The organism is Janthinobacterium longum (assembly GCF_051380735.1).
Taxonomy (GTDB): Bacteria; Pseudomonadota; Gammaproteobacteria; order Burkholderiales; family Burkholderiaceae_D; genus Janthinobacterium.
On sequence record NZ_JBNYXQ010000005.1, the window covers coordinates 16,443 to 29,934 of the forward strand.

At 62.8% G+C, this 13,492-nt stretch carries 9 protein-coding genes; 2 read left to right on the forward strand and 7 right to left on the reverse strand.

Annotated features, from left to right (window positions below; genetic code table 11):
- Nucleotides 1–80: 80 nt before the first annotated feature.
- The 7 genes from ACQ4WM_RS14500 to ACQ4WM_RS14530 form a co-directional block, all read right to left on the reverse strand.
- Entirely contained in the window at nucleotides 81–3,275 is a 3,195-nt protein-coding gene (locus ACQ4WM_RS14500) for a hybrid sensor histidine kinase/response regulator (protein WP_436547381.1), read from the reverse strand.
- A gap of 43 nt (nucleotides 3,276–3,318) precedes the next feature.
- Nucleotides 3,319–4,833, reverse strand: coding sequence for a PepSY domain-containing protein (locus ACQ4WM_RS14505; protein ID WP_436547382.1), 1,515 nt, complete (start codon nucleotides 4,831–4,833; stop codon nucleotides 3,319–3,321).
- Nucleotides 4,833–6,947, reverse strand: a complete 2,115-nt coding sequence (locus ACQ4WM_RS14510) for a TonB-dependent receptor (RefSeq protein WP_436547383.1) — start codon at nucleotides 6,945–6,947, stop codon at nucleotides 4,833–4,835. The genes ACQ4WM_RS14505 and ACQ4WM_RS14510 overlap by 1 nt, the downstream gene beginning before the upstream one ends.
- 22 nt (nucleotides 6,948–6,969) lie before the next feature.
- Entirely contained in the window at nucleotides 6,970–9,036 is a 2,067-nt protein-coding gene (locus ACQ4WM_RS14515; RefSeq protein WP_436547384.1) for a TonB-dependent receptor, read from the reverse strand.
- Nucleotides 9,037–9,097: 61 nt separating this feature from the next.
- Nucleotides 9,098–9,496: a DUF2946 domain-containing protein gene (locus ACQ4WM_RS14520; protein WP_436547385.1), complete on the reverse strand. Its 399-nt coding sequence runs from the start codon at nucleotides 9,494–9,496 to the stop codon at nucleotides 9,098–9,100.
- 28 nt (nucleotides 9,497–9,524) lie between these two features.
- Nucleotides 9,525–10,625 (reverse strand): hypothetical protein, encoded by a 1,101-nt coding sequence (locus ACQ4WM_RS14525; protein WP_436547386.1) that lies wholly within the window; start codon nucleotides 10,623–10,625, stop codon nucleotides 9,525–9,527.
- A gap of 32 nt (nucleotides 10,626–10,657) precedes the next feature.
- The gene (locus ACQ4WM_RS14530; RefSeq protein WP_436547387.1) at nucleotides 10,658–11,590 is read right to left on the reverse strand and encodes a LysR family transcriptional regulator; all 933 of its coding nucleotides are present in this window, start codon (nucleotides 11,588–11,590) and stop codon (nucleotides 10,658–10,660) included.
- Nucleotides 11,591–11,713: 123 nt separating this feature from the next.
- Between ACQ4WM_RS14530 and ACQ4WM_RS14535 the strand changes: the two genes are divergently transcribed.
- On the forward strand, nucleotides 11,714–12,490 hold the full coding sequence (locus ACQ4WM_RS14535; RefSeq protein ID WP_436547388.1) for an SDR family NAD(P)-dependent oxidoreductase: 777 nt from the start codon (nucleotides 11,714–11,716) through the stop codon (nucleotides 12,488–12,490).
- A 14-nt stretch (nucleotides 12,491–12,504) separates the two neighbouring features.
- On the forward strand, nucleotides 12,505–13,491 hold the full coding sequence (locus tag ACQ4WM_RS14540; RefSeq protein WP_436547389.1) for an aldo/keto reductase: 987 nt from the start codon (nucleotides 12,505–12,507) through the stop codon (nucleotides 13,489–13,491).
- Nucleotide 13,492: the final 1 nt, after the last annotated feature.

The following is a 13,492-nucleotide window of genomic DNA, read 5'->3' on the forward strand; positions in this document are numbered from 1 at the left end:
TCATTGCAGTGTTCCTTGATGCTTGAAGAATGTGACATGGTACAAGCAGCAAGGCATTTATGCCCACCCTGTGCCTCTGCCTACGCCAGCACCGCCTGCAAGGCCGCCAGATCATAGGGTTTGAGCAGCGCCGCATTGGCGTGCGTGCCGTCAATTTTTGCCTGCCCACTGGCAATGACGATATGAATCGATGGCTGCAACCGGCGCGCCGCCTCGGCCACGGCCGCGCCGGACAGGCCAGGCAGGCCCAGGTCGGTGATCAAAATATCGAACGGCGCTGCTTCCAGCGCGGCCAGCGCTTCATGGCCGTCGACTGCCGCCTGCACCTCGTGGCCCAGCAGTTGCAGCATGTCGAAGGTGATGGCGCGTACCGCATCTTCGTCCTCGACCAGCAGTATCTTGCGTGTCGCCGGGATGGCTGTCGCCGCAGGCGTGGGGTCTGGCGGCGCGACCGGCTTGCGGTTGCCCAGCACCTGGCGGATCTTGCGCGCCAGGCTGTCGCGCGAATATGGTTTTCCCAGCAATTCCACGCCGGGATCGAGCCGGCCGCCATGGACGATCGAGTTTTCCGTGTAGCCCGAGGTGAACAGCACGGCCAGGTTGGGCAGCAGTTCAACCGCCCTGCGCGCCAGCTCGGCGCTACGCAGCGGGCCAGGCATCACCACGTCGGTAAACAGCAGGTCGACCGCGATGCCGCTTTCCAGGATCGACAAGGCGGCAGATGCATCGTTGGCTTTCAGTACGCGATAACCAAGGCCGCCCAGCATTTCCACCACGATGGTGCGCACCTGCTCGTCGTCTTCGGCCACCAGGATGGTTTCCTCGCCGCCGGCCGCCTCGTCGATCACCATGGTTTCCTGGCGCGCCTCTTCGTCCATCGAGCGCGGCAGGTAGATCTTGACCGTGGTGCCCTGCCCCACTTCGCTGTAGATCTTGATATGGCCGCCCGATTGCTTGACGAAACCGTACACCATCGACAGCCCCAGGCCGGTGCCCTTGCCTTCCGGCTTGGTGGAAAAGAAGGGGTCGAAGGCGTGCGCCAGCACATCGGGCGTCATGCCGCAGCCGGTATCGGTGACCGCCAGCGTCACATACTGGCCCGGCGACACTTCCGCGTGGCTGCGGCAATACGGCTCGTCCAGGTAGGCGTTGCCCACTTCGATCGTCAGCCGGCCCGGGCCGTCCATCGCGTCGCGCGCATTGATGGCCAGGTTCAGCAAAGCCGTCTCTACCTGCGTCGGGTCGACCAGGGTGTTCCACAGGCCGCCCGAGACGATAGTTTCGATATCGATCGGCTCGCCCAGCGCATGGCGCAGCATGTCTTCCATGCCGGTCATCAGCTTGCCGATCTTCAGCACGCGCGGTTCGAGCGCCTGGCGGCGGCCAAAGGCCAGCAGGGAGCTGGCCAGCCTGGCACCCCGGTTCACGCCGCCGATGGCGTTTTCCACCCATTGTGCCGCGCGCGGATGGGCGAACGGTACAGTCGCCAGCATCTGCAAATTGCCGGAAATGACTTGCAGCAGGTTGTTGAAATCATGCGCCACGCCGCCCGTCAGCTTGCCGATGGCGTCCATCTTCTGTGACTGTTCCAGTGCTTTTTCGGTCTGTTTCATGGCCAGCGCGGCGGCACGTTCGGCAGTGACGTCGCGCGCCACAGCGTGAATATACTGCGCGTCGGGTACGGCGCTCCAGGACAGCAGGCTGTAGCCACCCTCCTTGCGCCGGTAGCGGTTCTCGAACTGGATGGTGCGCTCTCCGCTGGCCAGCAGGCTGACCTGCTCCAGGGTGCTGGCACGGTCATCGGGGTGCACCAGTTCCATGAAACTGCTGCCCAGCACCTCAGCCTTGGGCCAGCCCAGCACCGCCACGAACGCCGGGTTGACCGACACCAGGGTGGCGTTGAAGTCGCTCACCAGCATGATTTCATTTGACAAGCGCCACATGCGGTCACGCTCGGCCGTGCGCATGCTGACCTGTTCGGCCAGGGTGGCGTTCAGGTGTTCGAGCTTGAGGGTAGTGCGTTTCTGCTCTTCGATATCGGTATTGGTGCCTATCCAGCTGATGACCATGCCGTCTTCATCGCGGATCGGCAGCGCACGTATCAAGTGCCAGCGATACTGGCCGTCGTGGCGCCGCACGCGGTATTCGGTTTCAAAGGTCTGGCCACTGTCGACCGCCGCGCGCCACAGCGTGACGGCGCCGACAATATCGTCGGCATGGACCAGGCCGGGCCAGTTGTCAGCGTTCAGCTCACCAGGGCTGGCGCCGCTGTAGGCGAAAATCTGGTCGCTGAACCAGTCCAGGTTGCCGGCAGCATCGGCCGACCAGATATGGTTGGGCATGGCTTGCGCCCACACGCGGAAGCGCGATTCACCCTGGCGCCAGGCTTTTTCGGCCAGCACGCGCTGGGTCACGTCCGAACCCTGCACGAAGATGCCGGAAATGACGCCGTCCTCGTCTCTCACGGGCTGGTAGACGAAATCGATATAGGTTTCGCGGGCGGCCATGCTGGCGGTGGCGGCCACGCTGAACGGCATGGCCATGCCGGTAAAAGGTTCGCCACTGGCATACAGCGCGTCGAGCAGGCCGACAAAGCCCTGCTCATCCGCTTCGGGCAACGCCTCGGCCATCGTCAACCCGATCAGTTCCCGATGGCCCACCAGTTCCGCATAGGCGCGATTGGCCTGGGTGAACCTGTGCTGCGGGCCTTGCAGCAACGCCATGAAACCGGGTGCCTGATCGAACATCTGCGCCATGCGCGCATGTTCGTGTTTCAAATGCCTCTCGGCATTGACCTTGTCGGTGGTGTCGACCACCACGCAGATAATGCCGACGGCCAGGTCGTGATCATCGTAGATGGGCGAATAATCAAGATTGAGCCAGTAGCGCTGGAAACGGCCGTCGCGCATCCACGTCAGTTCCTGGTCGCGAAAACTCAGCGGCGCGCCGCCGAGCACCTGAGCAATGACGCTGCGGTTGAAGTCGGCCAGGTCGGGAAACGCGTCGGTGGCCGTCATGCCCATAATTTCCGGGTGGCGCGAGCCGGCAAACGTGGCGTAAGCCTCGTTATAGATCAGCGTGCCCTGTTCGCCCCACATGGTGACCATGGGTATCGGCGAGCGCACGATCATGGCCACCAGGTTGCGCATGATGGGCGTCCAGCCGGCAATCGGCCCTACCGTGGAAGTGGTCCAGTCCTTGGCCAGGATAATGTCGCCGACTTCGCCTGCGCCCTGTAGAAATATCGAAGTGGTAGCGGCTGGTGCGGCGGTCATGGAATCTCGGCGTAGATGGAAGGGGAGAATTAATCGCGTTCAATTATACCGGCTCCCGCCTGCTTTGCCTGGCCCGCCACCATAAGCGCAGCCGCCGCCAGCCGATCACGATGCCGGTGCCGCTCAGCACTGCCCCGCCCACACTGAGCAGTATCAGCGCTCCTTCGCGCCACGGCCCCGCGCGCAGCAGCGGCGGCAGGTCCCAGCTGTGCAGGAAACTGAACAGCCAGCGGCTGACCCGCTGGCGGCGGTCCACGCCCAGCGCCACCGTCCCGGCATAAGGATCGAGATAGACCCAGTTTGCCTGCGGGTCATTGAAGCGCACGCGCAGCACTGGCAAGCGCCGCTCGCTGGCACCCATCATCGCTTCCGGTTCGCGGCCGTAATAATAGGCGTCGTAAGCCGTCAGCCACAGGGCGCCTGCCACCATGCCCGGCATCAGCTTGTCCGCCGCCTGCAACAATTGCTGCTGCGGCCATTGCTCGCGCACCACCAGCTGGCCCTGCTGCCGCATCAGCAGCCGCGTGCGCGCCGCCCCGTCACGGGCCAGCAGATAGGGCTGTTTGTCCAGCACCCGCCATTCCAGTTCAACCGCATGAAAACCTTGCTGCTCAAGCAGGTTCAAGGCTTGCGGCGGAGTGATGCCCAGCCGGACTGTTGCCGGCGTGCCGCCCTGCCAGGCCGCAAGATCAGGCCGCTGGCCATGGGGATCGAAGATGCGCAGCGGATTCATCGACATCAGCCCGCTGAAGATCCAGGCGCAGACAAAGCCGGCAAACAGCAGCCCTGTCACATGGTGCCAGCGCATCCACGATTCCCGGTACGGCGTGCGTGCGCCCGACTTGTAGCGCCCCTTGAAACGCCAGCGCCAGATGCCGGCCACGGTACCCGTCAAGGCGGTGAAGGTGGCCAGGGCCGAGGCGATAATCACGATCCAGCTCCACACGGGATCGGTGGAATGGTAACGCAAGGGATAGACCCAGTGCAGCCAGGCACCGATGAAATTCCACAACCGCTGCTCGCGCGGCGCGTCCAGCACCACTTCCCCGGTGGCCGACGACAGGTACAGCAAGGTTTGCGCACCGTCATCCATCTGTACCTGGTGCAAGGGCCGGTGCACATCCAGCGAGCGCGAGTGGGTCCAGCGGTCCTCCTGTACCAGGTCCAGGTATTGGCTTGCGGCGCCGGGCAGAAAGGCGCGCGCCGAGGCCAGCGCGGTATCGCGGCTGGCCGATGGCAGGCGCTGGTCATGGACCGCATCGAACAGCCGCAAGCGCCCGCCGACATCGCGCACCTTCCAGACGGGTGCGCCCGCCACCGTGGTCAGCACGATCTCGCGCGCATCGGGCGGAACATCGACCTGGGCCAGAGGCTGGCAGCAGCCGGCCAGCTGCAGTTGCGGCAATGCCCCCAGCCGCTCCCACGGCGTCAGCTTCGGATAGCCGACAAACAGCATCACCATGCCGCTGATAAACCACAGCAGCATCAGCACGCAAGCGGCGATACCGGTCCAGCGGTGCAGTTGATACAGCAGCCGTTTAAGTGTGAAGGTCGTCATCAGTAGCGATAATGCACGGTCGCTTCCACGCTGCGCACCGGCCCGTTGAACCACTGGTTGGTGGTGTAATAGGCGGTCGTGAAAGTCTGTTTGTCAAACACATTGGCGGCGCGCAACGAGACGGTGGTGTCCGGCCTTGCCTGCCAGCGCAGCGCCAGGTCTGCCGTGGTGTAGGACGGCATGGCAACCCGGTTGGCGTTGTCGGCATAGCGGCGGCCCACGTAGCGGGCGCCGCCGCTGGCGCTCCAGCCCGGCATGAAATTCCAGCTCAGCGACGCATTCGCCAGTTGCTGCGCCACATCGGGCGGCACTTTGCCGACGCGCGAGACAGCCTCGCCAGCTTCTGCCTCGATAAAGTCATCATAGCGGGCGCGCAGCACGCTGGCGTTGGCGTCCAGCCGCCAGCCCTGCACCACCGCCACGCCCAGCGTGGCCTCGACGCCGCGCGAGGAGCGCTGGCCCACCTGCACCCGCAGTTGCGGATTCAAGGGATCGCGCGCCAGCAGATTGTTCTTGCGGATCTCGTAGGCGGCCAGGGTCCAGTCGCCGCGCTGGCCCCAGAAAGACTGTTTCAGTCCCACTTCCAGCTGCTTGCCGGTCGATAAATCAAACTTGCTGTTGGCGGAAGATAACATCAGCAGGCCGCCGACCGGATCGGCCGCGCGCGCAAACTGTGCGTACAGGGCCAGGTCGCTCGTCAGGTCATACACCGTGCCGAGACGCCAGCCCGTATTGCCGTACGGCTGATCGAACTCCTCCTGGCCTTTGACCAGGTTGCGCCGGCGCACATCGGCGTGGTCGTGGCGCAGGCCGGCGATCACGGCCCAGGCCGGCGTCAGCTCGATGCGGTTTTCTGCAAACAGCGCGTATTGCCGGGCGGTGTTGCGGTAGCGCGGCAAGGTTGGCTGCTCGCTGAAAAACTGGCCGGCAACGGGGTTGAACGGGTCGACCGAGGCCGGATCGGGGCTGCCCGCGTAGGTATTGTTGGCGTGCTGGAAGCGGCTGCTGCTGAGGTCAACGCCGAACGACGCCTGGTTGCCCAGGCCCAGCAAGGTACCCGTGTGGCTGACGGTGGCGGTGGCGCCCGTTTGCCGCTGGTCGTGCAAAATCTCGGTATCGCCCGAGCGGTCGACCAGGCCGGTGCCCGGGTTGTAGGCATAGGTTTCGGCATTGCGGTAATGGCGCTGGCTGTCGATATGGTAGAGCTTGGCGCGCACGGTCGTGCTGGCGGACGCAGTCCATTCCATGCCCAGTTCGCTCCAGCCGTCGTCGTAGCGGATGATGCTGTCGCTGACATTGTAGTTTTTGTCGCGCAAGGCCGGCAACTGGCGCCCGTTGACGGTGGGCGTGCCAAAGTAGCGCATCGGGTGCTGCAAGCCCTGGGCGTGGCGCAAGGTGAAGCGCAGGTCGCGTGTTGCGTCCCATTCCAGCGCACCCGAAAACGTCAGTTCACGCGACTGTCCCATGTCGACCCAGCCGCTTGATCGATTGCCACTGGCATCGAGCCGGTACGACCAGTGTTCATCGATGGCGCCGCCGCTACCGAGTCCCAGGCGCTGGGTGTTGGCGGTACCGAGCGTTGCCTGTACTTCATTCCGGATGGGGCCGCGCGTCGGTTTTTTCGGTATCACATTGACCACGCCACCGATCGCGCCGTCGCCATGAATCACCGACGCCGGCCCGCGCAGCACCTCGATGCGCTCGACCGACCAGGTATCGAAAGGAAAAGTCAGGCCCACGCCGCCGTACTGGCGCACGCCGTCATACAGGCGCATGACCGAGGTAGTGTCGGTAAAGCCGCGTGCCGACAGCGAGCTGCCGCCGTTGCCCGGATGGGCCATGGAACTGATACCGGCGGCGCGCGTGATAGCGTCGACCAAGTTGCTGTCGCCGCGCGCGTCCAGCTGATCGCGCGAAATGATCTCGACGCTGGCCGGGGTTTGCATCAGGGTCAGGTCCAGGCCGGAACCGGTGCCGGCCTTGCTCTCCAGCATGGATGTCTTGTCGGCCACGACGGTGACCGAGGGCAAGGTGGGGGTATCGGCCGCAGCCGCGCCGGTGAAGAAAAGCAGCGCCAAGGCGCAACTGGCCATTGTGTATTTATTGGCTTTCATTATTTTCTCGTCTTCAGGTGGCTCAGAAACGCAGGCTGGCCGTGGCGGTGAGCGCGCGGCCTTCGCCAGGCGCATGGCGGGTGACGTCGTTGATCCATACGTATTCAACATAGCGGTCGGCCAGGTTGTTCAGCTGCAAGTCGAACGACAGCGACGGCGACACCCGATAGCTGGCACCCAGGTTGAGCAGCACATAGGCGCCGTACTTGCGGCCTGTATTGGCGGTAGTGAGAAAGTAACTGCCCTGGCCGTTGGCCCAGGCCGACAATTTCACGGCGGAACTCATGCTCCAGTCGTAGCCGGCGGAAAACACCTGATTCGGCACATGGTCGATCTGCTTGCCCAAGGTGGCAGGTGCAGCCGGGTCCGGTTCGACGATGCGCGAGCGCTGGCGTGCATAGGCAAGCCAGGCCGCATGGTTGCCGCCGTGTGCATTGATCTGCAGGTCGATACCTTCGCGGCGCGTCTTGCCGACATTTTCAGAATCACCGGACGGGTCATTGAGCTTGCGCTTGACTTCATCGCTGGCGTCCTGGCGCCAGGCGGCCAGCCGGCCGTCGAGCCATGCTGCCGGCGTCCATTTCACTCCCGTTTCCCAGCCCTCGTTGATCGATGGGCGCAGCTGGTTCGCATTGCTGCGGTAGGCCGCCGCGCCCGCGCCGACCTGGAAAGTGCGGCCCCAGTTGCCATACACGGTGGCCGTGCGCCACGGGCTGTAGGCAGCGCTGAACTTGGGCTGCCGGATCAGTCCATAGTCCTGGATCGGGAAATGCACGTTTTTCGACGGGTCAGAAAAGCTGCCCTCCACCTTGTCGATGCGATAGCCCGGCATCAGCTTCAGCCCGTCCACAGGCGTCAGTACGGCCTGCAGATAGGCGCCATAGGTGTCGAAATCGAAGCGCTGGTCGCGCGTGGTGGCCGTGCGCACCTTGTCCACCGTGTTGTAGCGCGGACTGCGGTCATTCTGGTGCTCGGCATTGACACCTGCTTCCAGCGACATGGTGCGCAGCCATTGCGGGCGATAGCTGAGGCTGGCCAGCACGCCATAGTGGTTTTCATGGATGATGCGTTCCTGCTGGCTGGTGCGCAGCGAATAGCGCAGCCAGCGCTGGTCGCGCACGGCATTGACATACGCTTTGGCGGACAGCGACAGTTCCGCCGGCAAAGTGGTGTCCACAGCCAGGCCCAACTGGCTCATTTCGCGCTGGCCACCGGTGCTGCGCGCATAGGCGTAGGACGAGGTCGGCGCGCTGTGCGCGTCAGCCTCTTCCAGGTAGCCGGCCTCGTCGCCGTCGCTTTGCGTGTGGCGCGCGCTGGCCACAATGCGGGTACGGCCGTCTTCGGTGGTATAGCCCCATTTGCCGGCCACCGATACTTTCTGGAAGCCCGCATTCTGGCGGTAGCCTGCCGAGCGCAGATAGCCGGCGGAGTAGTTTTGCGTCCATTTGCCTTCTTCCACGCCCTTGACGAACTGGACCTGGCGCGTGTTGAAGCTGCCATAACTCAGCCTGGCTTCATCATAATTGCCCCCAGTACGCGTATTGACGGTGGCATTGCCGGCGATATTATGCAAGCCATAGCGCGGATCGTTGGTGCCGCGCACCACCTCGATATTGCTGATCTCCAGCGGAAACAGCATGTCGAGAAAAGGCATGCCGCCGGCGTTGTCGTTGGCCGGCATGCCGTCAATCAGCAGTTTGACGGCATTGACCTCGCCTTCGCCGTTAAAGCCGCGAAACGACAGCTTGCCCGACTCATTGCCTTGCCGAAATTGCGTCAGCATCACGCCGGGTGCGCGGGAAAACAGTTGCCAGGCATGGCTCACTTGCTGCTGTTGAATCTGCCCTGGCGCGACGATATCGACTGAAGTGAGCATGTCGCGTGCGGACAGCGGACCGCTGCGCCGTGCCGTGACTTCGACACTGCCGATCTGCAAGGTCGGCGTGGCGTCAATATCGGTATTTGCTTCAGGCAAGGATTGTGCGAACGCCGGTGCCAACGCCGGCGCGCAGCACAGCAAGGCGGAAAACAGGTGCAGCGGCGTGGCGACGCCTGCCCCGGTCGGAACATGGAATTGATTGGATAACATAAAAAACCCGTCTTAATAAACTGATAACCAAGGCGACCGCAAGGTCGCCAGCGTAGTGGAATCAGGACAGAACGGGCGGTGCGCGGGGATTGCCGGACGACCACAGGAACAGCGGCGCCGGCGCGTGGTAGTACAAGGGAGGATAGACATCATGGCCGCCGCTGACGGCAAAGCTCAGTGACAGGCCGGGCAGCAAGGCAAACGACCCGGCATGGGTGCTGCAATACGGGCAATGCTCGAAAGCATGGACAACCGGATCCATGGCCGATTTTTTCACGTCCACGCTGACATCCATTACGCCATCGACGGTACAGATCTGCATCAGCAAGGACGAAGGAATGGCAGCGGCGGGCGCGGCCAGCGCATGCGAAATCGACGGCGCAACGGCAGCAAACAGCACGGCCAGGATGGCCAGCCAGATCTGCAGCGTTTTGCGTTTTATCGACGGATATAAAGACATGCGGACATTATAGCGACGACAACAGCTTTCAGCCAGCGGCAAGGTTGCGGTTCAGTATCAGCAATTGCCTAATGCTGCTCTTGTCGTCGTCCGGCATCGGATACAGCACCACCGCATAAGCACCTTGCGCCGTGCGGTTGACGCTGGAAATGACCAGCTTGTCATGCGGCAGTTGGAATACCTCGCCGTTCACCAGGTTGCGATAGCCGTTGACGTCCTTGCTGTAGTACAGCTCGATCAGCTGGTCCTTGCGGGTGGTCAGCCAGCCGTTGCCGAATTCGCAGTTAAAACGGGTCACAAACATATCGTCGGCGATCGGTTCCGGCCGCCAGGTATTGAACAAGTCATCCTCGAAAGCGATCAGCTTGCGCACTGCACTGCTACCAGCCACATCGATTTTCACGATCACCAGCTGGCCTTCCTGCTGGGCCAGAAGAAAGGAATCGGCGTCAAACGACAGCGCCAGTATCTGCTGGGCGTAGATGCCCTTGGCCGCGATGGTCCTGCGCTGCAGCTCATTGCCCTGCTCATCGATTTGCCGGTGCAGCCAGTCGCCACCCACATGGGCCAGCAGTTCGATGGTAGTGCGATTGACCACGAGCTTGTTATTGCCCGGCAATGGCAGCTTGAGATTGCTCTTCTTTTTCAGCAAGCCATTTGCAAACTGCATTACCAACATCTTGTCGGGCTTGGTATCGGACCAGTCGGCAACGTGAAAAATCGATGCTGTTTCCGTGCTGCCAATAAAGTCGCCCGCGAACGGGCGGTTGCCTTTGGGCAGCTCGACCTGCTCGCGCTGGAACACGGGAATGCTGATCTCCAGTTCCTTGTCAGGGTGGTAAGGCACGATGGACACCCAGGCCTGCTGCTGCGGGTTCAGGAACAGGGTCGGCAGGATGCCGTCGTCCTCGGCAAAATGTTCGGCCTGGCCTTCCCTGTCCACCACCGTATAGACCAGCTGATAGGTGCCGTCGTCGCGGTACACATAGCTGGTCAGCAGGCTTTTCTCGTCCGAGGCGATGCTTTCCTTGGCGGCCAGCGAGGTCTCCACCGTCAGAGTGGTCAGCACGCCGTGACTGCTGACGGTCACGCTCGATTGAAATGGCTGGACTGGACTGAGGTTTTTCATGGCGCTCCGCTAATGGCGTTCAATGCGGAATCTTAGCGCAATTCGCCCAGTGACTGCTGCCTGCGGATAATGTCTACCAAGGTCCTTAGCGCCGGATGGTTATGGCGCCGGCTGCTGTAATACAGATGAAACGGCTCACCCCTCGCCGCATGTTGGTCCAGCACCATGCGCAAGCTGCCTTCTGCCAGCTCGGCAGCGATGCGGCTTTCCAGTAAATAGGCAAGGCCGACGCCGGCCTTGGCGGCAGTGATAGTGGTGGCGGTGTCGTTGATGGTGATCAGGCCCGGCACGCGGATGCCGCGCTTGGCTGGCTTCTGCCCGTTCACGCCACTGCTCAGTTCCCAGCGGTAGCTGGAATTGTCGCCCAGCAGCAATTGCAAACAGCTGTGCTGCGCCAGATCTTCCAGCCGCTGCGGCACGCCATGGCGCGCCAGGTAGTCTGGCGAACCGGCCACCACCCAGCGCTGCGGGCCCGACAGCGGCACGGCGATCATGTCTTCGGGCACATAGTCGCCATAGCGGATGCCGGCGTCATAACCGCCTGCAACGATATCGATGGGCCGGTCTTCCACCACCACGGTCAGTTTCACATGTGGGCACAGGCGGGCAAATTCGGGCAGCGCCGGTGCGATCATCAAATGGGCCGCGTCGGCAAACACATTGATGCGCAGTTCGCCGAAGCGGCCAGCGCCGGGCGCGTCGATCTCGGCCAGGGCCTGGCCTATGGTATCGAAACCTTCCTCCAGGCGCGCCGCCAGTGCCAGACCGGTGTCGGTTGGCGCCACTGCGCGGCTGGACCGGTTCAGCAATTTGGCCCCCAGCCGTTCTTCCAGGCGGCGCATGGCGTGGCTGGCCGCCGACGGGCTCAAACCCAGCTGGATGGCGGCCGCCTTGAAGCTGCGCGTGCGCATAATGGCGAGAAAGACCCGCAGGTCGGCCAGTTCAATACGGTCAAAGACGGACATAAGTGAAAAGGTAAGGATGAAAATACGTCAGCATTTCAATGAATCAGATTCACTTCAAATCTTATCATGGCGTCGCTTATCCACAGTACGATGGTGCCCACAGAAACAGCCAGCGGAGCAGCAATGAATCCATCAGCAAACATGACCCTGGGCGACCTGGCCGGCAAGCGCATCCTGATCACGGGTGGTTCGACCGGCATCGGCGCGGCCGTGGCGCTGGGTTTTGCGGCACAAGGCGCGCGCCTGGTGCTGCATTACAACGCCAGCGCAGACGCTGCCGAAGCGCTGCGCGTGCAGTATCCCGGGCAGATTACCGTGCTGCAGGGCGACCTGGCAGAGCCTGGCGCGGTGGCGCGCGTGGTCGACGAAGCGGCGCGCCTGCTCGGCGGCCTGGACGGACTGATCAACAACGCCGGCAGCATGCTGGGCCGCATTCCCACCACGCAGGCGTCCGAGGCGCATTTCGACGACGTGCTGAACCTGAACGCAAAATCGGTATGGCAGGCCAGCATTGCCGCCCACCCGCACCTGAAAGCGGCCGGCGGCGGCTTTATCATCAATACCAGCTCGATTGCTGCCAGGAATGGCGGTGGCGGTGGCGCCGTGCTGTATGCGGCAGCCAAGAGCTTTGTCAGCAACCTGACGCGCGGCCAGGCCAAGGAATTCGTGGCCGACAAGATCCGCGTCAACGCAGTGGCGCCCGGCTTGATACTGACACCGTTCCACGTGCGCGACACGCCCGAACACATGATGGCCGCGCAAAGCGCCACCATTCCCATGGGCCGCGCCGGCTTGCCGCAGGAATGCGTGGGAGCGTTTTTGTTCCTCGCGTCGGAAGCGCTGTCGGGCTATATCACCGGGCAAATCATCGAAGTCAATGGCGGCCAATTGATGCCATAACAGAAGGATAAAAAATGAAACAACGCGTATTCGGCCGCACCGGCCACAGCATTTCCGAAATCGGCTTTGGCGCCTGGGCCATCGGCGGCGCTTGGGGCGACGTCAGCAGCGAGGACGCCAAGGCGGCCCTGCATGCGGCGCTCGACGCCGGCACCAACTTTATCGACACGGCCGACGTCTATGGCGACGGCCGCTCCGAGCGTTTTATTGCCGAAGTGCTAAAGGAACGTGGCGGCGAGAAACCGTATGTTGCCACCAAGGCCGGGCGCCGGCTGTCGCCGCACGTGGCCGACGGCTACAACGAACAGAACCTGGTAGCTTTTGTGGAACGCTCGCTGCTCAACCTGGACACCGGTTGCCTGGACCTGGTGCAGCTGCACTGCCCGCCGCCCGATGTGTATTACCGTCCCGAAGTGTTCGACGCCATGGACCGCATGGTTACCGCCGGCAAGATACGCCACTACGGCGTGTCGGTAGAAAAGGTCGAGGAGGCATTGAAGGCAATCGAATACCCGAACGTGGCGTCGATCCAGATCATCTACAATATTTTCCGCCAGCGCCCGAACCAGCTGTTTTTCGCGGAGGCGAAAAAGCGCGAGATCGGAGTGATCGTGCGCGTGCCGCTCGCGTCCGGTGTATTGACCGGCAAGATGAACGCCAACACGGCCTTTGCCGCCGACGACCACCGCGCCTTCAACCGCAATGGCGAAGCGTTCGACAAGGGTGAAACCTTTTCCGGCGTGCCATATGACGTGGCACTGGAGGTGGTCGAAGAAATCCGCCGCCTGGTGCCGGGCAACGCGACAATGGCGCAGTTCGCCTTGCGCTGGATCCTGATGGAAGAAAGCGTCAGCACGGTGATTCCGGGCGCACGCAATGGGCAACAGGCAGCAGCCAATAGCGCGGCCAGCAACTTGCCCGCCTTGAGCACCGACACCATGGATGCGCTGCGCGCCATTTACCAGCACCGCATCGCCCCATTCGTGCATCAGCGCTGGTAAG